Below are 22,717 nucleotides of genomic sequence, written 5' to 3' on the forward strand. Positions count from 1 at the left end.
AATACCATATCTTTTTTACTGCAATGCAGAAAAACTTTTTCATACAAAAAACGACACAGACTTCTTCTCCATGTCGTTTTCCTGTGTATTTTATATATTATTTATTCATCCCAGTTATGATATACTTCCTGTACATCATCGTCATCATCAAGCAGATCAAGAATACGGTTAATATTGGTTAAATCCTCTTCTGCTGTCAGCTCTACATAATTCTGTGGAATCATTGTAACTTCTGCTTCTGCCATAGGAATCTTTTCTGCTTCAAGTGCTGCATGTACTGCTTCAAAATCAGCCGGATTTGTAATGATCTCATAGCTGTCCTCTTCCTCAGAGAAATCTTCTGCACCAGCATCAAGTGCGATCATCATCAGATCATCCGCATCCATTTCACAGTCTTCTTTTGCGATAATGATCTGTCCCTTTTCATCGAACATATAGGAAACACATCCCTGTGTACCGATACTTCCATGTCCTTTTGTAAATGCGTTACGGACATTGGCAGCGGTACGGTTCTTATTGTCGGTCAGACATTTTACAATGATGGCTGTTCCGCTTGGACCATATCCCTCATAAGTGCAATACTCGTAATTGACAGAGTTGCCTTCGCCGGATGCTTTTTTGATACCACGCTCAATCGTATCGTTTGGCATATTGCTTGCTTTTGCTTTTGCAATGATTTGAGCCAGTTTAAAGTTGTTTGCAGGATCCGGACCGCCATCTTTTACTGCAACGGCAATCTCACGTCCGATAATTGTAAAAATCTTTCCTTTTGCTGCATCATTTTTTTCTTTTTTGTGCTTAATATTCGCAAATTTGGAATGTCCTGACATAAATACTTCCTCTTTTCTCACTTGTTTATTGCTTCAAAAATACATTTTATTTTATCACTATTTCCGTTTTCTGGCAAGTCTATTTATGTATACAACTCTAAACTTACCTCAAGCGCCTTATCTATTTTCACCAGAATCTGGGAATCTAAATGACATACCTTGTCTTTTAACCGTTTTTTATCGATCGTGCGAAGCTGTTCTAAAAGAACAACAGAATCCTTGACAAGATCATATTTTCTGCTGTCCAGTTCTACATGGGTTGGCAGCTTCGCCTTATTCATCTGGGATGTGATTGCTGCGCAGATCACGGTAGGACTGTGCCTGTTTCCAACATCATTCTGTATAATAAGCACCGGTCTTACACCGCCCTGTTCTGAGCCGATCACCGGTCTTAAATCTGCATAAAAAATATCACCACGTCTAATTACCATATACTTCCACTCCATTTTTCTTACTTTACGGATAGTATTGCCAATTTTTACTGGTGTATTCCATTTCTTCCTGTTATTCTGAAAAATGATCTCTCGTGCCAATGATCCTTCCACCATGGATATAAACACGTGGAATACGTTTTCCAAGATCACAGGCGAATTCATAATTGAATCGTCCGGACAGGTCACCGACTTCTTCCATAGTGATACACTCATCACCATCTCTGCCAATGAGAATCACTTCATCTTCATTTTTAACATCCGGAATGTCGGTAACATCAACCATAAACTGATCCATGCAGACACGGCCAAGAATCGGTGCACGTTTTCCATGGATCAAAACAAATCCTTTATTTGAAAGGCCTCTTGCATAGCCATCTGCGTAACCAACCGGAATCGTTGCGATTATGCAAGGCTCTGTTGTGACATAAGTTCCTCCATAACTGATTGCTCTGCCAGCCGGAAGTTCCTTTACATATGCCACATGTGTCACCAGTGTCAATGCAGGTTTCAGGCTGATCGCATTCTTATCTACATCCTCTGACGGCCACATGCCATACAATGTGATGCCGGCGCGGACCATATCCATATTTGCATCTGGAATATCGACAATCCCTGCACTGTTTGAACAGTGATGAATCGGAATACTTACGCCACGGTCTTCTAACATGCCGATCATTTTCTTGAAAAGACCGATCTGCTGGTAGGTAGGTTCCTTATCTTTTTCATCCGCTTTCGCAAAATGGGTAAAAATACCCTCCACTATAATATGCGGCAGTTTTGAAAGCTGTGCCATCTCATCTGCTGCGTCTTCTGTGACCTGATAACCGATCCGGCTCATTCCGGTATCGATCGCGAAATGGATCTTGCAGTCTCTTCCGATACTTGCTGCGGCAACGGAAAGTTTTTCTGCCATCTCTTTTGTAAATACGGTTGGACGGATACCTGCTTTAATCATATCCACATACTGGTCCGGGAATACATATCCTAAGATCAGGATCGGTTTCTGGATTCCGTGATTACGAAGGATAAGTCCTTCCTCAACCGTGGCAACTGCATAACCATAAAGATAATCCAGTTTTTCAATCGTCTCTGCAATCTCTACGGCACCATGTCCGTAGCCATCTGCCTTAATGACAGCCATAATTTTTGTGTCTTTTGCAATGTTTCCGCGCATCGCATCCATGTTGTGTAGAATTGCATCCAGATCGATTTCCGCATGCACTCTGCTGTATCTGTTCATGTTGATCCTCCATCTATTTTGTTTACCGTTTTTTATTCAACGAATTTTTGTTCATTATCGATCGGCTTTGTAGTATAAATATTCAGAACTTTTTTAATACCACAGATCAGATCTGAGGCTGTAAGCCCCTGTAACCCCGTTGTGCGTATCATAAGATCACCGGACAGGCCATGAAGATATACCCCAAGAGGAGCCGCCTGGTAAGGTGTTATTTTCTGTGCCATAAGTGTACCGATCACACCGCTTAACACATCTCCGCTTCCTGCTGTTGCCATTCCGGAATTGCCGGAAAGATTCAGGTATTTTTTACCATCCGGCAGTGCAGTTACGGTATGTTCGTCTTTTAAGACACATACAACGTGATATTCTTTTGCATAATCCGCAGCAGTCTGAAGCAAATGATGCTGGATCTCATTGACTGTTTTTCCGGTAAGCCGGCTCATCTCTCCGGGATGAGGTGTGATCACTGCCGGGATTTTAAAATTTTTCCAGATATCTGCCTCTGGTAAGTCATTCTGCTCTGCTATCAGATTTAACGCATCCGCATCAAAAAGAATTGCTTTCTTTTCCTGTGACGTTCCATATTCTAACACAAAATTTAATATCTGTGCAGCAGTTTTTTCTTTCCCAAGCCCGGGACCTGCCACAATGGCATCTGCCCAATCAAAAGCCTCCTGTAATACAGCCTTCCCCGGAGCAGCATTTTTATCATAAGTAGTAAGAACCGCCTCTGGAACACAGCTCTGTAAAATAATCCTGTTTTCTTCCGGCGTCAGCACACGCACCAGACCGCATCCTGTGGCGTAAGCAGCTTTTGCAGATAAAACTGCCGCCCCTGCCATATTGACACTTCCTGCGATCAGCAAAAGTTTTCCATAGCTTCCTTTATTAGAATGACTTTTTCTCTCCGGGAGCAGCAATAAATCTTTCGTTTCCAATGCCATTACTGACGGTGTCTCTCCCAGCCAGCTTTCTTTCGTGATACCGATATCACATACGATCACTCTGCCGGCATATTCATTTCCCGGCCAGAGAATACTGCCTAATTTCGCAAATGCGAATGTGATCGTGATATCTGCACGAAATGCCATACCAAGGACAGCACCTGTACCTGCAGAAATTCCGGATGCAATATCCACTGCCACTTTTTCTCCCGGAAGTGTATTCATACAACATAATATATCTGCATAAGTACCAGTCACGTCTCTCGACAACCCTACACCAAATAGTGCATCTATGACAGTTGTTGGTCTGATCTGTTCCGGTAAATCCGTATAGACAGGAACACCATATGCATTTAAAATATCCTGCTGGATTCTGTTTTGCTCCGAGCAATGATCTTTATTTCCAGCAAAAACAACTGTAACAGTATGTCCCTCCAGAAATAAAAGGCGGGCGATCGCAAGACCATCTCCACCATTATTTCCGCTGCCGCATACGATAAGAACTTCTGAGAGATCGACTTTTTGCTTATGGAGTTCATTTACAAATGTTATTGCTGCACGCTCCATCAGAAGAAGTCCCGGAACCTTAAAATGTGAAACGGTATTTGCGTCATATTTTTGCATTTCCCTGCTGTTTACAAGATACTTCATGATAATAAGCCCCCTGTTATAAGCAAAAAACGCCGCACAAAGATCTGTGCGGCAGCTAATTGCTTCCTGAATTTATGGCACCCTTTTCAGTTACCGTTTTTTTCTGCTTTTTTGTTTCTGACAATGTTGTAAGATAACTGCATCAAACTGTCGGAAAGATGTACATTCTCTACAACAACATTTTTATCAATGAGCTCCAGGTCTACATGCGCAAAATTCCAGATTGCGCGGATTCCAAGTCCGACTAGTCTGTTTGCAATGGCATCAGCCTTTTCCTTTGGCATAGTAAGCGCCGCAATATCCACCTGATTTTCTGCACAGAAACTCTCTAATTCATCCAGCATGCGGATTTTGATTCCACGCACGGTCACACCGTCCAATGCAGGATTTACATCAAACAGTCCTATGATCACAAAACCAAGTTTTTCAAATTTCACATAGTTTGTAAGTGCCTGTCCAAGATTACCTGCACCCACCACAATAATATTGTGTCTTTCATTTAAACCTAATATCTTACCGATTTCCTCATATAAAAACTTTACATTATAACCATAACCCTGCTGGCCAAAACCACCAAAATTATTCAGATCCTGTCTGATCTGGGATGCAGTCACATTCATTCGTTTACTCAGATCATTGGATGATATACGTTCTACACCGGCATCTAAGAGTTCTCCGAGGTAGCGGTAATAACGCGGCATTCTCCGGATAACTGCCTGTGATATTTCTTTTTCCTGCACAAAAGGTTCCACCTTTCTTACGTTCTCTTGTTTATTATAGTGATTTCCCCTGTGTCTGTCAATGTGTGAAAAATTTAACTATCTTTTTTTCAATAAGATGTTTTCTGTTTTATCAGGAAATATCATCAATCAGTTTCATCTAACTGCATTGACAGCTCTTCCCAGGTTTCATAGCAAGTTTCCAGTCGTTCCCTGCACTCCTGCTGTCTTGCTGCAAGCTCATTTAATTTTGCGGAATTAACTGCGTTTTCCGGCTTTGCACATTCTTCATCGATCATGCTTATTTCACTTTCAAGTGCGGCAATCTCTTCCTCGGCTTTTTTTAAACTGTTTTCAATTTTACGAATCCTTGCCTGCTCTGCTTTTTGTGCCTGCCAGTCGAGCTTATTAACGGCATCATCCTGTTTCTTAGGCTGCACATCTGAAGTTTCTGGCTGTTTCACATACAACTGCGTCATAATATCATGTTTTTCCAGATAATAATCATAGTTTCCGATATAATTTACAATTGTTTCACCTGTCAGCTCCAGGATTCTTGTTGCTGTCTGATTGATAAAATAGCGGTCATGTGAAACAAAAAATACCGTTCCTGTATACTGGTTTAATGCAGATTCCAAAATTTCCTTGGATGTAATGTCCAGATGGTTTGTCGGCTCATCTAAAATAAGAAAATTAGCATCTGAAAGCATCAGTTTTGCCAGGGAGACACGGCCTCTTTCACCACCGCTTAAATCTGAGATCCGCTTAAACACATCATCATTTGTAAATAAAAAGGCTGCCAGTACATTGCGGATCTTTGTGTTATTCAGCTCTGGATAAGCATCTGAGATCTCTTCAAATATGGTTTTATCCATATGTAAAAGCTGATGTTCCTGATCGTAATATCCAATGTGAACATTCGAACCAAGTGTTACCGTACCACCATCTGCCTGTATCAGATTATTGATGATCTTTAAGATGGTCGTTTTCCCGGTTCCGTTATTGCCGATCAGTGCTACCCGCTCCCCACGTTTAATCTCGAATGAGATATCCGAAAACAATGTAACCGGCGGATATGATTTTGCAAGACCTGACACCGTAAGGACATCATTTCCGCTGACCACATTTGGCTCTAACACGATCTTAATGTCTGTATTGTCCTCAACCGGTTTTTCAATACGTTCTATCTTGTCTAACATCTTTTCGCGGCTCTCCGCACGCTTGATGGATTTTTCACGGTTAAACGATTTTAACTTTGTGATAACTTCTTCCTGATGTCTGATCTCACGCTGCTGATTATAATATTGTTTTAACAGATCTTCACGGACTTTTGCTTTCTTCTTCGCAAAATCCGAGTAATTTCCCTGATATACATACGCTTTATGCTGGAAAATCTCTACAACTTTTGTGACAACGCGATCCAGAAAATAACGGTCATGTGCTACGATCACAACAGCCCCTTTGTAAGCCCGCAGAAAATTCTCAAGCCAGCGGATCGACTCCATATCCAGATGGTTTGTCGGCTCATCTAAAAGTAATACATCCGGCTTTGTGACTAAGAGTTTGCCAAGCGAAACCCTGGTTTTCTGTCCTCCGGACAATTCATTCATCTGTTTTGTTAAATCTTCGTCCGAAAAACCAAGTCCTTTTAAAATACCGGTTACTTCACTCCGGTATGCATATCCGCCCTGCAGTTCAAATTCGTGGCTCAGACGATGATAAACCTCCATCAGTTTTTCCAGTTCCCCACCGGTCTGCTGATTCATTTCTGACTCCATATTGCGGAGTTTCTGTTCCATTTCAAGGATGTCAGCTCTTGCATTAAGAACTTCGTCATAAATGGTTCTGTGCCCCGATACATCCTGATACTGTGCCAGATAACCGATTGTTTTATCTTTTGCAAGGATCACTTCACCGGTATCGGACGTTTCTTCGCCCATAATAATTTTAAGCAGCGTAGACTTGCCGGCACCATTGATGCCGACAATCGCTGCTTTTTCGTTTGCTTCAATATGAAAACTTACATCTTTTAAGATCTCATCTGTTCCAAAAGACTTTGAGATACTCTGACATGACAAAATCATTTTAAACTTTCCTCTAATGTTGTTCTGATTGCCTTGATGAAATTTTCGCTGTTTAATACAACCGGATTCGGATTTGTAGTAATCAGCGCAAGGTCTTTTGTCATTTTACCATCTTCAATGGTCTTTATACAAGCCTTTTCAAGTTTTTCTGCAAAATCAGATAATGCCTGGTTAGAATCAAGTTCTCCACGTTTCTTAAGTGCACCTGTCCATGCAAAAATAGTTGCAACAGAGTTTGTGGATGTCTCCTCACCTTTTAAGTGTTTGTAATAATGGCGCTGTACCGTTCCATGTGCAGCTTCATATTCATAATATCCATCCGGGGAAACTAATACAGAAGTCATCATGGCAAGTGAACCAAATGCACTTGAAACCATATCACTCATGACATCTCCATCATAATTTTTACATGCCCAGATATAACCACCCTCAGACTTCATTACACGTGCAACTGCATCATCGATCAATGTATAAAAATAGGTAATACCTGCTTTTTCAAATTTTTCTTTGTACTCTGCATCAAAGATTTCCTGGAAAATGTCTTTAAAGGTATGATCGTATTTTTTTGAAATCGTATCCTTTGTTGCAAACCACAGATCCTGTTTTGTATCCAGTGCATAATTAAAACAGCTTTTTGCGAAACTTTCAATGGAATTGCAAAGGTTATGCTGTCCCTGAACAACGCCTGCTCCGGTAAAGTTGTGGATCAGTTCTCTCGTCTCTGTACCATCTTCCGCTGTATATACCAGCTCACATTTGCCTGCTCCAGGAATCTTCATCTCAGTTGCTTTATATACATCGCCATATGCATGACGCGCGATCGTGATCGGTTTTTTCCAGTTCTTTACACATGGCTCGATCCCTTTTACAACGATCGGTGCACGGAATACCGTTCCATCTAACATGGCGCGGATCGTACCATTCGGGCTTTTCCACATTTCTTTTAAATTATATTCAGTCATGCGGGCTGCATTTGGTGTGATCGTTGCACATTTTACAGCAACACCGTATTTCTTTGTTGCATTGGCAGAGTCAACGGTAACCTGATCATTTGTCTCATTACGATGCTCTAATCCAAGATCATAATACTCTGTTTTTAAATCAATAAACGGCAGAAGTAATTCATCTTTGATCATTTTCCAGAGGATTCTTGTCATCTCATCTCCGTCCATCTCTACCAGTGGTGTTGTCATTTTGATTTTTTCCATTATGTTCTCCTTTTCTATTGAAATAAATTGTCCCATCCGTAATTGTCCATATTGTGAATGGTGTTCATCATATGCTCATTTGCAAGTTTTTCTGCCAGATTGGCATCATGTTTTTTTAATGCTTCCACAATCTGTCTGTGTTCCTGATTCGATTGCACAGAACGTTTTGGATCTGCAAGTGTGATTTTACGTACACGCTGCACGTAATGATGAAAATCAAGCAGCACATGTTTCAGCTCTTTACTGTCAGAAGCGTTATATAAAATCTCATGGAAACGGTTATCTAATTCCACGACTTGTTCTGAATTTCCTTTTGCTGCATGGAAATCAGACAGATATATATTTTCATCCAGTTCATCTAACTGCTCTTTTGTGATATTGTCCGCAGCCCACTTTGCACACAGTCCCTCCAAACGTGACCGTATCTCGTAAATATCCTGAATATCTTTCTTGGAAATACCTACAACATAAGCACCCTTATTCGGAATGATGGTGACTAATCCTTCCAGTTCAAGCTGGCGGAGCGCCTCACGCACCGGAGTACGGCTGACGCCTAACTCTTCGCCGATATTTTTTTCCTTCAGTTCTTCGTCTGTCGCATATTTTCCGGATAAAATATTCTCACGGATCGTATGGAACACACGGGAACTTAAGGAATAATTATCCTCTCCCATATATGACACCTCATGCTCCTATTGTTACATTTAATTCCTTACAGCATTTTTCAATTTCTTCTACTAATTCCTTATCCGTCAGTACCGTAACACGTCCATCCTCATACTGCTTGTCTACCCAGACTTTTACTTTTTTTACAAGTTCTGAGTTCTTATCGACACTCTTATCTTTCGGAAGATGATAATATGAGTTGATCCAGAGAGCAATTCCTGCAAGACCGGATGTGTTGGAAACAGATACTAATGGCGGTCTGTTTAAGAATTTTCCGGTATCAAAAATATTATAGATCTCCTCATTTTTCAGAAGTCCGTCCGCATGGATTCCAGCTCTTGTAACGTTAAAATTACTGCCGACAAACGGTGTACGGCTCGGCTGCACATATCCAAGCTCTTTTTCAAAATATTCCGCCAGCTCTGTGATCACTGTGGTATCCATACCATCGAGTGTTCCCTTTAACTGTGCATATTCAAAAACCATAGCCTCAAGCGGTGTGTTACCGGTACGCTCTCCGATACCGAACAGGGAGCAGTTGACACCACTGGCTCCATAAAGCCATGCCGTCGTAGAGTTATTAACTGCTTTATAGAAATCATTATGACCATGCCATTCGATCAGTTCAGAAGGTACACCTGCATGTGTGGTCAGACCATAAATGATACCCGGTACACTTCGCGGAATCACAGCACCAGGGAAATTCACTCCATATCCCATAGTATCGCAGGCACGGATCTTGATTGGAATCTTATATTCATCCATCAGCTTCATAAGCTCCACACAGAACGGAATTACAAAACCGTAAATATCAGATCTTGTGATATCCTCCAAATGACAGCGTGGACTGATACCTGTCTCCAAACACTCACGGATGACACTCAGGTAAAGATTCATGACCTCTCTTCTTGTCATTTTCATTTTATAGAAAATATGATAATCCGAGCAGCTTACCAGAATACCTGTCTCACGCAGACCGATATCTTTTACTAACTGGAAGTCTTGTTTGCTTGCCCGAATCCAGCTTGTAACTTCCGGAAATTTATAACCGCGCTCTAAACATTTATAGACGGCATCTCTGTCTTTTTTGCTATATAAAAAGAATTCACTCTGTCGTATCAGACCCTTCGGTCCACCCAGGCGATGCAGATAATCATAGATCGTCACGATCTGTTCTGTTGTATAAGGTGCCCTTGACTGCTGTCCATCACGAAATGTCGTATCTGTGATCCAGATATTTTCAGGCATATTATGTGGTACAATTCGGTCATTGAATGCGATCTTTGGGATCTCATCATACGGGAACAGATTATGGAATACATTTGGTTCTTTCACATCTGCTAACTGATAAAAATGCTCTTCAAGCTGCAGCAGATTCGTTTTCTTATTCATTACAACTTCTCTCATAACGTAAATCCTTCTTTCTGCCATGGCACTTGTGCCATTGACACCTATGCCATGAATGCATATTTTTACTTTTAGAGTGAATATTTTTTCATGCATAATTGTATACAATTATACTTTTTCTATATTCTATACATTTCTTCTCTTATTTGTCAAGGCATAAAATTTTATATTTTCTATAACTTGCAGTTATAAATATGTTAAAATATGCATCCTGTGTATTCCTTTAAACCTAACAGAAAATTTTTTCAGATTTGTAACACTTATCTGGCTTTCACATAAGATACAGTGTAAGAAAAATTTCTGGAGGTTTTATATGAGTGATTTAGCTGCAACAAACTGTGGTGGTGGATGTTCCTGTAACGAGGGAGGATGCAATTCCATTCTCTGGATCATCATCTTATTATGCTGCTGTGGCGGTAACGGCGGATTCTGTGGTGGAAATAATGGCTGTGGAGGCAGTAATGACTGTCTGTGGATCATCCTGCTTCTCTTCTGCTGCGGCGGATGTGGTGGAAATGGCGGAGGATGCTTCTGCTAGTCTGAGCATTCATTCCATACAGGCGGCCGGTATTGCCGGTCGCCCTGTATCATTCTATTGTTTATACCAAAAACGTCTCTGCCCGTTACAGGCGAGACGTTTTTTGCCCTCCGGGCAGGATTCTTTCCTGATTCATAGATCATCGATATTATGAGTATTTTTCTTTCTGATTTTTATCTGTATATTCCTGATCTTTTTCCCATTTCTGCTGTTGTATCATCTTCTCATAAATTCCACATTCTTTCGGGACTTTCTTTCTCCTGGCACACTCCTCATCTATTTCATAAACACTATTTCCATCAATAATCAGCATATTTTTATTCCTCCCTGTTTATTTTATGCCGGACTGCCTGACATCGTCACTAAACCCATCCTAAAATCTGCATAATAGCTGACATAATCTATTTTTCTGATTCATAAACTGAAAGAAAAAGGCATTCGAGTGAAAAAAACTTTTTTCACACACAAGAATGGAGATTTTTATGGAACAAAATTCATTCACGCCATTTGATAATATGACACAGACCCGAGAACTGCAGATGTTAAAAACAGCAATTCCTTATATGAAAGGCGACCAGAAAAAACAATTTGCCATTCTGATCAAATATATGGAATTACAGAATACCATCCAGGTATTTAATCAAGAAGATAAAGTCATGTCTATGTGCTCTGTCAGCGAAGAAGAAAATTCCACGCTTGCTATGCTGAACGATCTCCGGAAATTCTGTACGGATAAGGAACTCGAAACACTTGATATGCTTACGAATATGATTTCCATGATGGAAACATATGAGACGATTTTTGCATAAAATATCTTAAATCTTTTGAAAGGGAAAAATATGGAAAATGATTTTTGGAATAATCCGGGGTTGAAAAATATGTCACCCGAAAAACTGCAGTTTTTAATGAACTTTGCTTCAAAAGAAAAGCCAACAAATATTAAAGATATGATGCCATTTCTCCTTGGCACCATGAATGCGGCAAAGACAAACAATATCCAGTTTACTGATCCGGAAACAGAAATGTTAATTGCCCTGTTAAAACAAAACATGTCGAAAGAAGAGGCGGATAAGGCGGATAAGATCATCCGTCTTATGAAAGAACGGAAACAAAGCTGACAAAAGGGATGGAAACACTCCATCCCTTTTCTATCTGCTTGCTGTTTGATTTAGTTTTACCAGATTGAAGCAACACTCACTTCTAACAACTTGTCAATCGGTGCCGGACTTTTTCCCATACCGTCTGTACCCTCAAAATATTTTGCACTCGCAGATTCAAATAAAACAAATACCGTATCATCCGCAATCGCAACTTCCTCTGAGCAAGGCGGCATCTCAACTTTTACCTTTGGATCATTTGGCTTTTTATCCAGTGCAAGGAGAGACGCATAAACTTTCAAATAAGAAGAATTGTTTCTTCCATAAGAGGTACTTAAATAAATAGAGCCATTATCATCAAAAGCCACGCCCTGCACCTTGCTTGGAAGATTATAACTGCTGACTGCTGTCAGTTTATCCGCTTCTTTATCGTAACTGTAAGAATACATTTCGGAATCAAAAAATCTGGTATGTGTAGCAACCCAGAGTCTTCCGCCGTAGCAGGTAATGCAGGATGGTGTATTTTTCAGACGATATTCATCTGACAAAGCGGATGCATCAATACAATACCCCGGTACATCATTTGCAATTGTTGTGATATATTCATAGGAAATGCGTTCTAATGTATTGGAATTAGAATGGCAGATCCAGACATTTTCACCATCAAAAGCAATACCTCCAAGATGACTTTCTTTCTTCATGCCAAGTGTCACAAGATATTCACCACTCTCACGGTCAAATACCATTAACGAGCCTAAATTTTTACGATCTTCTGAATAGGCTGTGATAAGAATATAATCCGGTGTGAAGCAAAGTCCCTGCATACACTGGCTGGAACTGCTGATCAAATTGTCCTTATAATCTTTTTCTCTGGTAGAAGGCATTCCCGGAATCGAAAGAGAATCCAAAAAAGTATAAGAACATTCCTTTAACTCTTTCTGACTGCTATCACGGATCGTGCCAGTCTGGTAAGAATACATTTCTACATTATAATGATTATCGATGTTTTTTGTCCATTTTGCAAAAAGCACCATATTAGCAGGGCTGTCCTCATCGATTGTTGTAACTTTTCTGGAATAATTGCAATCTGCATACCAGCCGGCAAAATTATATCCGATCTTAACCGGTACATCCAAGGTAAACGGAAGTTCTTCCTTTTTGATGTTTTTTGTATTATTACTACTGTTAATGCCACCATTTACTTCATATACAATATGATATTCCGATGGATTTTCTCCTGCAAAGAGGTCTAATGTGATATCATCACTTGCAATGGTCTCCTGTGAAGCATTCGGGAGTATGATAATACTGCAGGCACGAACCAGTTTTGGATCACTTACAAGAAAAATAAATACATATAAAATTACAAATAATTCTTTGCAAATTTTTCTGCCAAACTGCATACCCATTCCTCCCTTTTTTGTACACAGACCAGCCGGTATTACAGCCAGTCTGTGTTTTTTGCTCTGCTTTCCGGGAAGACTTGCTTCTTTTATTTTTCAAAGAAGTTTTTATGAATTGTCCGTGTTATCGAGTTTGCCTGCTCTTTCTGCGATCTCCTGTTCCTGAATATCAGAAGGAGCCTGTTCATATCTTGCAAACTCATAAGAAAAGGTTCCGCTTCCACCGGTCATAGAACGTAAATCTGTATTGTATCCATATAATTCCATATATGGGATATCAGCTACGATCTCCTGATAACCGTGTTCTGTCGGATTCATTCCAAGTACGCGTCCACGGCGCTTATTTAAGTCTCCCATGATGTCACCTGTATATTTGTCAGGTACAACAACCTTTAAGGATGCGATCGGCTCTAACAGGATCGGTGATGCCTCCATGAAACCTTTTTTAAATGCCTGAAGTGCTGCAACCTTAAATGCCATTTCAGAAGAGTCTACCGGATGATAAGAGCCATCATATAAAACTGCTTTTACTCCTACCACCGGATAAGCTGCCATCGGTCCTTTTTGCACGCCTTCCTGGATTCCTTTCTCCACCGCCGGGAAGAAGTTCTTCGGAACGGCTCCACCGACAACGCATTGTTCAAATACATATGGTGTTTCAAGGTCTCCGGAAGGTTCAAAGGTCATCTTAACGTGACCGTACTGTCCATGACCGCCGGACTGTTTTTTGTACTTGTATTCCACATCCGCTTTCTTACGAATGGTCTCCCGGAATGCTACTTTTGGTTTTTTCAGTTCAATCTGAACTTTGTATCTCTCTAACAGTTTGCTTGCCACAACATCAAGGTGCTGGTCTCCCATACCGTAAAGTAATGTCTGGCCATTTTCACTGTCATTGACTGTTTTTAATGTAAGATCTTCGAGCATCAGCTTTTGCAATGCCTGCGAGATCTTATCTTCATCTCCTTTGTTGACTGCCTTATAACGTTTATAAGTATATGGTATGGAGATCTGTGTTCTTATATACAGAATCGGGTTCGCTTTGGTAGAAAGGGAATCTGTGGTAGCTGCTTTAGTCAGCTTCGCTAACGCTCCGATATCTCCCGCATGCAGTTCCTTTACTTCCTCCGGCTTATTGCCACAGAGTACATAGATCTTTCCGATTTTTTCCTCTGTATCTTTATGCTGGTTGTAAAGAAGATCATCTGTTTTGATAACTCCCGAATTAACTTTGATCAATGAATATTTCCCAATAAACGGGTCTGCAATCGTTTTGAAAATATAAGCTGATTTTGGTTTTGCAAAATCATAGTCTGCATTGTATACCTCGTTGGACTTTGCATTGATTCCGGTGCAGGAACGTTTTTCCGGACTCGGAAGATATTTTACAATGTCGACCATCAGTGTATACATGCCGCGTGCAAGAACATTCGAACCCATCAGCACCGGAACGATGCTTCCATCGGATACATTGACACGGAGTGCCTGGCGGATCTCATCCTCGGAGAACTCTTCCCCTCCAAAATAACGATCCATAAATTCTTCACTCGTCTCCGCAACAGCCTCCATCAATGCTTCCCTGCAGATACCAAGATTCTCTTTGGAATACTCCGGCACTTCTACCTTTTCCACTTCGCCGTTATCTTTCCAGCGTTTTGCCCGCTGTTGTAATACATTGACATAACCGACGAACTGTCCGTTTTCACGGATCGGAAGATGGAAAGGTGCGATCCGCTTGCCGTATAGCTGCTGTAAATCTTCTACGACCTGCCGGTAACTTGCCTCATCGATATCCATATCTGTAACAAATACCATACGCGGCAGTTTGTATGTCTCACATAACTCCCATGCCTTCTTTGTGCCGACTTCAATGCCAGCCTTACCGGATACTACGATAATTGCTGCATCCGCAGCACTGACTGCTTCTTCTACCTCCCCTACAAAATCAAAATAACCAGGTGTATCAAGGATATTGATCTTGGTATCACCCCAGACAATCGGTATCACAGTTGTGTTGATGGAAAAATGACGTTTGATTTCTTCTTTGTCATAATCGCTGATCGTGTTACCATCGGTAACTTTTCCCATGCGTGTTGTCATCCCCGCAAGATAAGCCATCGCCTCGGCGAGACTTGTTTTACCACATCCACCATGTCCAAGCAGAACCACATTACGAATCTTGTCAGTTGTGTAAACGTTCATAGCAAATCCTCCAATACATATTTTTTAGTCGATACCTCTGAAACGGCATTCGCTGTATGGTTATATTTTACTAAATTTACACGTTTATTACAACTTATTTATTCATATTTACTAACTATTTTTATATTACCCGAAATTTGTTTATATATTATGTATGCATTTTAAATAATTTATAACCATTTGCATGGAATGTTTACATAGTGTTCACATTTCATCCATATTTTGATTATTTTTTCATGCAATCTGCACTTTTATACTTTAACGTGTTGACTTTCTTGTGATTTATGTCTATGATAGGTAAAGAATTATGAGAATAGAATTTTAACATCTAACAGGGGGATTTTTATATATGTCACTTCAGAAAATCGGCTTTATCGGGCTCGGACTCATCGGTGGTTCCATTGCAAAGAAACTGCATGCACTTCATCCGGAACTCACAATGATCGCTACAGCACATCATACCGAGACGGTTGACGACGCTTATAAAGAACATTTAATCGTAAACAATACACCGTGTGAACTGAAAGATTTTTCAGACTGCGATTATATTTTTCTGTGCACGCCGACCAGGAAAAATATCGAATATCTGCAGCAGTTAAAAGATGTGATCTCACCGGACTGCATTATCACAGATGTCGGAAGCGTCAAGACAGAGATTCACAGGGAAGTAGAAAAGCTAGGTCTTGAAGCTAACTTTATTGGCGGGCATCCGATGGCGGGATCTGAGAAAACCGGTCTTTCCAACGCCTCAGAAACACTTTTGGAAAATGCTTACTATATTATCACACCAACCGAAAAAAGTCCTGCTCCCGCCGTGGAAGAGCTGACAGAACTGGTGCGTTCTCTCGGTGCGATTCCACTTGTTTTAGGATACGAACAGCACGATTATGCTACCGCAGCGATCAGCCATCTGCCGCACGTGATCGCATACAGTCTCGTAAATCTGGTTCGTGAATCAGATGATGAAAATGAGATCATGAAAACCATTGCAGCCGGAGGATTTAAAGATATCACGCGAATTGCATCATCCTCTCCTGTCATGTGGGAAAATATCTGCCTGTCCAACCAGGAACAGATTTTAAAATTATTGGACAGTTATATTCATACTTTGGAGAAAATGCGGATCAATATCGCAGATGCAGATGAATCAGCTTTGTTAGATGCCTTTACTGCTGCAAAGGATTACCGTGATTCTATCACTATTACGGCAAAAGGCGCTTTAAAGAATATTTACGAATTATATTTAGATCTGATCGATGAGACCGGTGGGATTGCCACCGTCGCCACGATCCTTGCAAGCAATAATTTAAGCATAAAAAACATCGGCATCATTCATAACCGTGAATTTGAAGGCGGTGTCTTGAGACTTGAAATGTATGACAGGGAATCGTTAGCACTGGCAGTCGCACTGCTTAAGAAACATCATTATACGATTTACGAAAGATAGGAAAATGCCGTACGGTCGGCTGATCGTACGGCATTTTTTCTGCGCATGATAATGAAATATCTCATCCTGGCAGCATACATTCTATATTATTTTCCATCATACCAAACTTCACAGTCCTTCCGGTAAAAAGCAATCCCATAACAGTCAATTGTCTTATAACCTTCCTTTAAAAGTGCCTCTTTATATCCTTTCTGATAAATCTGACGCACCGCTTTCTCTGCATCATTTTCCAATTCATCAATTCCAGAAGACACTTTTACTTCTATAATAAATGCCCTGCCTCTGAGCGACGGACTTTTTACCATCAGATCATATCGTCTTTTCCCTGATTCACGGTTCGACTCAACAAGATAATTGCTGCTCTGGCTTAGAATCCCGGCAAGAAAACCATGATAAAAACTTTCCGCACTGTCATAATAACTGATTGTTACTAACAACTGTTCATTCAGAATCTCCTGCATACGCGCCGCGTTTCCCGTTTCCATCGCCTGATACAGATCATGGAAATCTGTTTTCTTTACTTTTTCCCGAAACCAGTTTTGTATTGTGGTCTTATAAATCATTTTCACTTCCTGATTCGGTATCCGGACTTTCAGAAAAATGATACCATCATCCATGTATTCATCTGTTTTAGTCAGATACCCGGTAAAAAACAGAAAATTCCATAAATTCACATCATTCTCATAAATATCCGTGTAAGTAATTTCCTCATGAACCGGAATATCCAATGTATTTCCTGCCAGAAGCGTCTCAATCTGCCCTTTTGTTTCCCTGTCGGCACGCAGTACAAGATTTTTTACAATATCGTTTGAACTGGTATTTACCCAGTACGGACGTGTGAATGCATTTTGATCCGCCACAAGATCATATAAAAACTTGATGACACTCCACGGGTTATATACTTCCCAGTTTCCGAAAGTATATCCATCATACCACTCTCTCATATCTGCAAAACGATCTTCCACACCATAGGAAATCATTGCCTGCTTTACTTCCTGCTCTGTAAATCCAAAATGTTCGCTGTACTGTTTATCCAGAATCGAAATACCGTTCAAATGATTCAAACCGGTAAAAATACTTTCTTTCGATATTCTAAGACAGCCTGTAATGACTGCAAACTGAAGATACGCATTTGTTTTTAACACAGATTCAAACAACGACCGGGTGAAGTCAATCATTTCATTATAAAATCCGGAAAAATATGCATTTTCTAACGGTACATCATATTCATCAACCAGAATGATCACTTTTCGCCCGGTCACCTGATAAAGCAGCCTGCTTAATGTCTTTAAAGAACCGGAATATACCTCCCTGTCCGCTTTTCCTGACGCAATTTCATAAAACAGAGTTCTGTCATCTTCTGAGATATTACCGCTCATTATCTGTTTCTCGTGTCTTTTAAATTCTTCAGAAATTTCTTCTTTCAGTTTAAAATAAGCTGCTTTAAAATTCCTTTGTTTTGCAGACTTTAATGTAAGAAAAATAACAGGATAACACCCCATCTGTGAAATATATTCTTCCCCTGCATTCATAATATTTAAGCCAGTAAATAATGCACGGTTTCTCACATTCTGCTCCGCATCTCCTGTATCTTCAAAAAAATACTGTAACATGCTCAGATTCAGCGTCTTGCCAAAACGTCTGGGGCGGGTAAACAGATTTACCTCGCCTTTCAGCTCTAATAGCTCTTTGATCAGCAGAGTTTTATCAATATAGTAATAATTTTCCTGAATTAATTTTTCGAAACTGTCAATTCCAACCGGTAATGGTCTCATGTCTGCTTCCCTTCTTTTTTAAAAAGTCCCCCGCCTTATGGCAAAGGACTTTTTATTACAACCGCTTGTTCTGTAATCATAGTATCAATTTCGGGTAGTAATATCAACTTTTCTTCGTTGTAATGACTACTTGAATTTTATCTGAAATTTTCACATCTTCAGTCTTTTAAACGATTCCATAACAGTCAAAAAGCTGTATCCCTGACGTTAATCAGGAATACAGCCTCTTGAGTTGAACTGTTTACATTATAAACTAGTTCATGGATACAAATATAGTTTAGCACACTTTTATAAAATCTACAATAGTAAATTTCATAAAATTCAAAAAAATTTTCAAATAACTTTTTTACTTTCAAAAAGGTATTCCAGCTTCTCTTCCACACAACCTTCTCTTTAAATTCACATAACTTCCAATCCCACTTCATCTAACCGTCACATTGCATCGGTAGAATACAGCTATCAACAAAAAAAGGAGTGAAAAACACTATGAAATATCAAAAAGCATTACTATGCATCGCACTGGCAGGAACACTGATTTTCTCTGGATGCGGCAGTACAAACAATAGTACAGACACCGACAATACCATAGGCACCTCTTCTTCGGTGGAAAGTACCGTAGAAGCGTCTACTGAAGATACCGATACAAAATCAGATGAAAATGCGATCATGGGAATGATTTCCGAAATTACCGACAGCACGATCACGGTTGCTACCATGCCGGGCGGTGGTCAGGGCGAAGCACAGGGTAATCCACCGGATGATAATAACGGCGGTGACAATGGTTCCGCTCCGGCTGACAAGCCTGATTCCGATAACAACGATCAGGGCAAAGCACCGGGCAATCCGCCGAGTGACAACAATGGCAGTGACAATAACTCTGCTCCGGCTGACAAACCTGACTCTGATGGCACAGAATCCACCGAAACCCCTGACAATCAGCCAAGTGGCGACAACAATTCTGCCCCTTCCGACAACGGCGGCGCACCAGATATGGGCAATATGTCAACCGAGACGATCAATCTGACCGACTCTACCATCTATTATGACAAAGATGGAAATGAAACCACACTTTCCACTTTATCAGAAGGTACTATGGTAACGATCACCTTAGATGATGATGGTAACGCTGCAACTGTAACGATCTCTGACAACGCCGGCGGTCAGCCGGGAGGTAACACTCCAGGCGGCGGCGCACCGGGAGGCAGCGCTTCCTCCCAGCCGGAATCCTACAATGCAGTAACAGAATACACGGAAGATACCGAAGTTTCGGATGCTTCTTTCTCTTCCACAGGATCTGATGAAAATGCGATCCTTGTATCAAATGGAGCGAATGTGACTTTAAAAAATATCACATTAGACCGCACTTCCTCTGATAGTACCGGTGGCGATTCATCCAGTTTTTACGGAGTAGGTGCCGGTCTTTTGGCAACTGACGGAACAGTATCTGTAGACAATGCAACGATCACGACAGATTCTGCCGGTGGTGCAGGCATCTTTTCTTATGGTAACGGAAATGTTACGGTTTCTGACAGTACAATCACAACCACACAGGATACATCCGGCGGTATTCATGTTGCAGGAGGTGGTACACTCACTGCCAAAAATCTGACCGTGACAACGAACGGCGAATCTTCTGCGGCAATCCGGAGTGACCGTGGAGGCGGAACCATGACGGTAGACGGTGGCAGCTATACCTCAAACGGAACCGGTTCTCCGGCTGTTTACTGTACTGCAGATATTTCTATCTCAAATGCTTCTTTAACAGCAAACGGATCGGAAGCAGTCTGTATTGAAGGTCTGAACTCCTTAAAATTAACAGACTGTGATCTGACCGGCAATATTCCGGAAAATGAACAGAATGACTGTAACTGGACTGTCATTCTCTATCAGAGCATGTCCGGTGATTCCGAAGTCGGAAACAGTAATTTTTCCATGACAGGCGGCAGTCTGATTTCTGAAAACGGCGGTATGTTTTATACAACAAATACAGAAAGTACCTTTTATTTATCCGGTGTGGATTTAAACTATTCTGATTCCAATGATTTCCTGTTAAAATGTACCGGCAACAGCAATGCCAGAGGCTGGGGTTCTTCCGGTGCCAACGGTGCTGACTGCGAATTTACTGCAGATTCCCAGACCATGGCAGGAAAGATCATCTGGGACAGTATCAGCCAACTGGATGTTTCTCTTAAAAATAAAAGTACCTGGACAGGAAGTTTTGTTCAGGATGAAAGCAATGCCGGAAATGGAGGCGACGGTTATGCAGATCTGACGGTCGACAGCAGTTCCACCTGGATCGTTGATGGTGACAGCACTCTCTCATCTTTAACCTGCAAGGGAACTATCACTGACGCGGACGGCAATACCGTTACCGTCAAAAGTACCGATGGAACCACTTATGTGGAAGGTACAAGCGATTATACAATTACCGTAAGTTCTTATGAAGCATAATTAATTTTATGACTTACAAATAATTTATTCGTATACCTATGCTTTCATAAATGATAACTTATGGACGAAGAATGACAGACATAAAAAGAGCCAGACAGATCATCTTTATTTTAGGATGTGACCTATCTGGCTCTCTTCGATTTTTTGCATTTATCCTGTCATCAAAAGCATACTTCATCTCTTATACTTTTATGCTTCACGAAACACCTGATAAATATCAATTTTTATCGCATCCGTGTCGGACATGCCTATAAAAGTTGCTCCATATTTGTCTGTTCCATCCTCCAGTTTCTGTTTACGCACGATTTCGATGACCGCATCGAACACTTCTTTCGTCCATATCTGGATCTTAGTATTATAATATCTCCCAACTTCCAAAGGTTCGTTGGACAAAAAGCCGATTCCACCACGCGAAACATCCGTAACTTCGACCTGCGTATAATCATATGTCGTTGTTCCATCTTCTGTCAGACGTTCTAACTGGATGGAAACGTCGATCTTTAAACGCTTATGATGTCTTTTTTCTTCCATTCCATAATACTCCTTCTCTTTTGTAAATCACCTAAACTGTGGTATCTGTGATCAGCATAGCATCCCCAAAACTAAAGAAACGGTATTTTTCTTTTACCGCAATCTCATATGCGCTTAACACATGCTCTCTGCCTGCTAACGCAGAAACTAACATCACAAGTGTAGACTCCGGCAGATGGAAATTCGTGATCAGCGAATCAATGACTTTAAACTGATACCCCGGATAAATAAAAATCTCTGTCCATCCACTTGTCTCACGCAGGAAACCATTCTCATCCGAAGCTGCCTCCAAAGTACGTGTACTGGTAGTTCCTACTGCAATGACACGATGCCCGGTTTCCTTTGCATGATTGATCTTATCTGCCTGTGACTGCTCGATCCGGTAAAATTCAGAATGCATATGATGTTTCAGAACATCTGTTTCTTTGACCGGACGAAAAGTACCGAGTCCTACATGAAGTGTTACTTCTGCAATCTCCACACCCATTTCCCGTACTTTATTTAAAAGCTCCGGTGTAAAATGGAGTCCTGCTGTCGGTGCGGCGGCGGAACCATCATATTTTGCATATACCGTCTGATAACGGTTTTTATCCTGAAGCTGATGTGTGATATAAGGCGGCAGTGGCATCTGTCCAAGCTGGTCTAGGATTTCCTCAAAAATCCCTTCATAATGAAACTGGATCAGCCGGTTTCCCTCTTCAACAATATCAATAACCTCACCGGTCAGCAGTCCTTCGCCAAAAATGATCTTTGTTCCAACTTTACATTTTTTTCCTGGTTTTACAAGGGTTTCCCAGATATCATTCTCTTTACGTTTTAATAAAAGAATCTCGATCTTTGCCTGTGTGCCCTCTTTTACTCCATAAAGTCTTGCAGGTATTACCTTCGTATTATTAATAACCAGACAATCTCCCGGTCTTAAATAATCTGTAATATCCTTAAAAACACGATGTGTCACTTCACCGGTATTTTTATCCAATACCATCAGCCGCGAACTGGAACGGTCCTCTAACGGGTCCTGTGCGATCAGTTCCTGTGGCAGGTCATAATAAAAATCTTTTACATCCATGATAATCCTCATTCAATATAC

Annotated in this window: 20 protein-coding genes; 5 read left to right on the forward strand and 15 right to left on the reverse strand. The window is 40.8% G+C overall.

Annotated elements, in window-relative coordinates; translation table 11 throughout:
- Nucleotides 1-101: 101 nt before the first annotated feature.
- The 9 genes from DW650_RS01215 to DW650_RS01255 form a co-directional block, all read right to left on the reverse strand.
- Nucleotides 102-830, reverse strand: a complete 729-nt coding sequence (locus tag DW650_RS01215) for a YebC/PmpR family DNA-binding transcriptional regulator (protein WP_117921384.1) — start codon at nt 828-830, stop codon at nt 102-104.
- A gap of 83 nt (nt 831-913) precedes the next feature.
- Nucleotides 914-1,261 (reverse strand): type II toxin-antitoxin system PemK/MazF family toxin, encoded by a 348-nt coding sequence (locus DW650_RS01220; RefSeq protein WP_015560523.1) that lies wholly within the window; start codon nt 1,259-1,261, stop codon nt 914-916.
- A 73-nt stretch (nt 1,262-1,334) separates the two neighbouring features.
- Nucleotides 1,335-2,504, reverse strand: a complete 1,170-nt coding sequence (alr, locus tag DW650_RS01225; protein WP_117921382.1) for an alanine racemase — start codon at nt 2,502-2,504, stop codon at nt 1,335-1,337.
- A 32-nt stretch (nt 2,505-2,536) separates the two neighbouring features.
- Entirely contained in the window at nt 2,537-4,099 is a 1,563-nt protein-coding gene (locus DW650_RS01230) for an NAD(P)H-hydrate dehydratase (RefSeq protein ID WP_118208873.1), read from the reverse strand.
- Between the two features lie 86 nt (nt 4,100-4,185).
- Nucleotides 4,186-4,839: a redox-sensing transcriptional repressor Rex gene (locus DW650_RS01235; protein ID WP_118209033.1), complete on the reverse strand. Its 654-nt coding sequence runs from the start codon at nt 4,837-4,839 to the stop codon at nt 4,186-4,188.
- A 125-nt stretch (nt 4,840-4,964) separates the two neighbouring features.
- A complete protein-coding gene (gene abc-f / locus DW650_RS01240; RefSeq protein ID WP_118208874.1) occupies nt 4,965-6,902 on the reverse strand; it encodes a ribosomal protection-like ABC-F family protein in 1,938 nt (645 codons plus the stop codon).
- On the reverse strand, nt 6,899-8,110 hold the full coding sequence (locus DW650_RS01245) for an NADP-dependent isocitrate dehydrogenase (RefSeq protein WP_117921376.1): 1,212 nt from the start codon (nt 8,108-8,110) through the stop codon (nt 6,899-6,901). The genes abc-f and DW650_RS01245 overlap by 4 nt, the downstream gene beginning before the upstream one ends.
- A 14-nt stretch (nt 8,111-8,124) precedes the next feature.
- Nucleotides 8,125-8,784 (reverse strand): GntR family transcriptional regulator, encoded by a 660-nt coding sequence (locus DW650_RS01250; RefSeq protein ID WP_117921374.1) that lies wholly within the window; start codon nt 8,782-8,784, stop codon nt 8,125-8,127.
- A 10-nt stretch (nt 8,785-8,794) separates the two neighbouring features.
- The gene (locus tag DW650_RS01255) at nt 8,795-10,183 is read right to left on the reverse strand and encodes an isopropylmalate/homocitrate/citramalate synthase (protein ID WP_015560518.1); all 1,389 of its coding nucleotides are present in this window, start codon (nt 10,181-10,183) and stop codon (nt 8,795-8,797) included.
- 313 nt (nt 10,184-10,496) lie between these two features.
- On the opposite strand from DW650_RS01255, the gene DW650_RS01260 reads away from it, so the two are divergent.
- On the forward strand, nt 10,497-10,721 hold the full coding sequence (locus DW650_RS01260) for a chorion class high-cysteine HCB protein 13 (RefSeq protein ID WP_117921372.1): 225 nt from the start codon (nt 10,497-10,499) through the stop codon (nt 10,719-10,721).
- Between the two features lie 148 nt (nt 10,722-10,869).
- Here DW650_RS01260 and DW650_RS19650 read toward each other — a convergent pair whose 3' ends face one another.
- Nucleotides 10,870-11,034, reverse strand: a complete 165-nt coding sequence (locus DW650_RS19650) for a hypothetical protein (protein WP_243102832.1) — start codon at nt 11,032-11,034, stop codon at nt 10,870-10,872.
- Nucleotides 11,035-11,203: 169 nt separating this feature from the next.
- Between DW650_RS19650 and DW650_RS01265 the strand changes: the two genes are divergently transcribed.
- On the forward strand, nt 11,204-11,530 hold the full coding sequence (locus DW650_RS01265) for a hypothetical protein (RefSeq protein ID WP_117921370.1): 327 nt from the start codon (nt 11,204-11,206) through the stop codon (nt 11,528-11,530).
- A 30-nt stretch (nt 11,531-11,560) separates the two neighbouring features.
- Complete coding sequence (locus tag DW650_RS01270) at nt 11,561-11,839, forward strand: hypothetical protein (protein WP_117921369.1); 279 nt, start codon at nt 11,561-11,563, stop codon at nt 11,837-11,839.
- Nucleotides 11,840-11,895: 56 nt separating this feature from the next.
- On the opposite strand, the gene DW650_RS01275 is transcribed toward DW650_RS01270, so the two are convergent.
- On the reverse strand, nt 11,896-13,221 hold the full coding sequence (locus DW650_RS01275) for an InlB B-repeat-containing protein (RefSeq protein WP_241070672.1): 1,326 nt from the start codon (nt 13,219-13,221) through the stop codon (nt 11,896-11,898).
- 108 nt (nt 13,222-13,329) lie between these two features.
- The gene (locus tag DW650_RS01280; protein WP_117921365.1) at nt 13,330-15,423 is read right to left on the reverse strand and encodes an elongation factor G; all 2,094 of its coding nucleotides are present in this window, start codon (nt 15,421-15,423) and stop codon (nt 13,330-13,332) included.
- 349 nt (nt 15,424-15,772) lie between these two features.
- On the opposite strand from DW650_RS01280, the gene DW650_RS01285 reads away from it, so the two are divergent.
- A complete protein-coding gene (locus tag DW650_RS01285) occupies nt 15,773-16,870 on the forward strand; it encodes a prephenate dehydrogenase (RefSeq protein WP_118208875.1) in 1,098 nt (365 codons plus the stop codon).
- Nucleotides 16,871-16,956: 86 nt separating this feature from the next.
- Here DW650_RS01285 and DW650_RS01290 read toward each other — a convergent pair whose 3' ends face one another.
- Nucleotides 16,957-18,645 (reverse strand): AAA family ATPase, encoded by a 1,689-nt coding sequence (locus tag DW650_RS01290; RefSeq protein WP_117920882.1) that lies wholly within the window; start codon nt 18,643-18,645, stop codon nt 16,957-16,959.
- Nucleotides 18,646-19,131: 486 nt separating this feature from the next.
- Here DW650_RS01290 and DW650_RS19890 point away from each other — a divergent pair, with 486 nt between their 5' ends.
- Nucleotides 19,132-21,096, forward strand: a complete 1,965-nt coding sequence (locus DW650_RS19890) for a right-handed parallel beta-helix repeat-containing protein (protein ID WP_243102833.1) — start codon at nt 19,132-19,134, stop codon at nt 21,094-21,096.
- A gap of 189 nt (nt 21,097-21,285) precedes the next feature.
- On the opposite strand, the gene DW650_RS01305 is transcribed toward DW650_RS19890, so the two are convergent.
- On the reverse strand, nt 21,286-21,627 hold the full coding sequence (locus DW650_RS01305; protein WP_118208877.1) for a PilZ domain-containing protein: 342 nt from the start codon (nt 21,625-21,627) through the stop codon (nt 21,286-21,288).
- A 31-nt stretch (nt 21,628-21,658) separates the two neighbouring features.
- Nucleotides 21,659-22,696: a tRNA preQ1(34) S-adenosylmethionine ribosyltransferase-isomerase QueA gene (queA, locus tag DW650_RS01310; RefSeq protein WP_118208878.1), complete on the reverse strand. Its 1,038-nt coding sequence runs from the start codon at nt 22,694-22,696 to the stop codon at nt 21,659-21,661.
- Between the last annotated feature and the right edge of the window lie 21 nt (nt 22,697-22,717).

Source organism: Roseburia sp. AM23-20 (genome assembly GCF_003470905.1).
Classification (GTDB): domain Bacteria; phylum Bacillota; class Clostridia; order Lachnospirales; family Lachnospiraceae; genus Roseburia; species Roseburia rectibacter.

What these genes read in the sequence shown, in the direction of transcription:
- DW650_RS01215 (WP_117921384.1), bottom strand. Translation starts at nt 830, where the DNA reads ATGTCAGGACATTCCAAATTTGCGAATATTAAGCACAAAAAAGAAAAA.
- DW650_RS01220 (WP_015560523.1), bottom strand. Translation starts at nt 1,261, where the DNA reads ATGGTAATTAGACGTGGTGATATTTTTTATGCAGATTTAAGACCGGTG.
- alr (WP_117921382.1), bottom strand. Translation starts at nt 2,504, where the DNA reads ATGAACAGATACAGCAGAGTGCATGCGGAAATCGATCTGGATGCAATT.
- DW650_RS01230 (WP_118208873.1), bottom strand. Translation starts at nt 4,099, where the DNA reads ATGAAGTATCTTGTAAACAGCAGGGAAATGCAAAAATATGACGCAAAT.
- abc-f (WP_118208874.1), bottom strand. Translation starts at nt 6,902, where the DNA reads ATGATTTTGTCATGTCAGAGTATCTCAAAGTCTTTTGGAACAGATGAG.
- DW650_RS01245 (WP_117921376.1), bottom strand. Translation starts at nt 8,110, where the DNA reads ATGGAAAAAATCAAAATGACAACACCACTGGTAGAGATGGACGGAGAT.
- DW650_RS01250 (WP_117921374.1), bottom strand. Translation starts at nt 8,784, where the DNA reads ATGGGAGAGGATAATTATTCCTTAAGTTCCCGTGTGTTCCATACGATC.
- DW650_RS01255 (WP_015560518.1), bottom strand. Translation starts at nt 10,183, where the DNA reads ATGAGAGAAGTTGTAATGAATAAGAAAACGAATCTGCTGCAGCTTGAA.
- DW650_RS01260 (WP_117921372.1), top strand. Translation starts at nt 10,497, where the DNA reads ATGAGTGATTTAGCTGCAACAAACTGTGGTGGTGGATGTTCCTGTAAC.
- DW650_RS19650 (WP_243102832.1), bottom strand. Translation starts at nt 11,034, where the DNA reads ATGCTGATTATTGATGGAAATAGTGTTTATGAAATAGATGAGGAGTGT.
- DW650_RS01265 (WP_117921370.1), top strand. Translation starts at nt 11,204, where the DNA reads ATGGAACAAAATTCATTCACGCCATTTGATAATATGACACAGACCCGA.
- DW650_RS01270 (WP_117921369.1), top strand. Translation starts at nt 11,561, where the DNA reads ATGGAAAATGATTTTTGGAATAATCCGGGGTTGAAAAATATGTCACCC.
- DW650_RS01275 (WP_241070672.1), bottom strand. Translation starts at nt 13,221, where the DNA reads ATGCAGTTTGGCAGAAAAATTTGCAAAGAATTATTTGTAATTTTATAT.
- DW650_RS01280 (WP_117921365.1), bottom strand. Translation starts at nt 15,423, where the DNA reads ATGAACGTTTACACAACTGACAAGATTCGTAATGTGGTTCTGCTTGGA.
- DW650_RS01285 (WP_118208875.1), top strand. Translation starts at nt 15,773, where the DNA reads ATGTCACTTCAGAAAATCGGCTTTATCGGGCTCGGACTCATCGGTGGT.
- DW650_RS01290 (WP_117920882.1), bottom strand. Translation starts at nt 18,645, where the DNA reads ATGAGACCATTACCGGTTGGAATTGACAGTTTCGAAAAATTAATTCAG.
- DW650_RS19890 (WP_243102833.1), top strand. Translation starts at nt 19,132, where the DNA reads ATGAAATATCAAAAAGCATTACTATGCATCGCACTGGCAGGAACACTG.
- DW650_RS01305 (WP_118208877.1), bottom strand. Translation starts at nt 21,627, where the DNA reads ATGGAAGAAAAAAGACATCATAAGCGTTTAAAGATCGACGTTTCCATC.
- queA (WP_118208878.1), bottom strand. Translation starts at nt 22,696, where the DNA reads ATGGATGTAAAAGATTTTTATTATGACCTGCCACAGGAACTGATCGCA.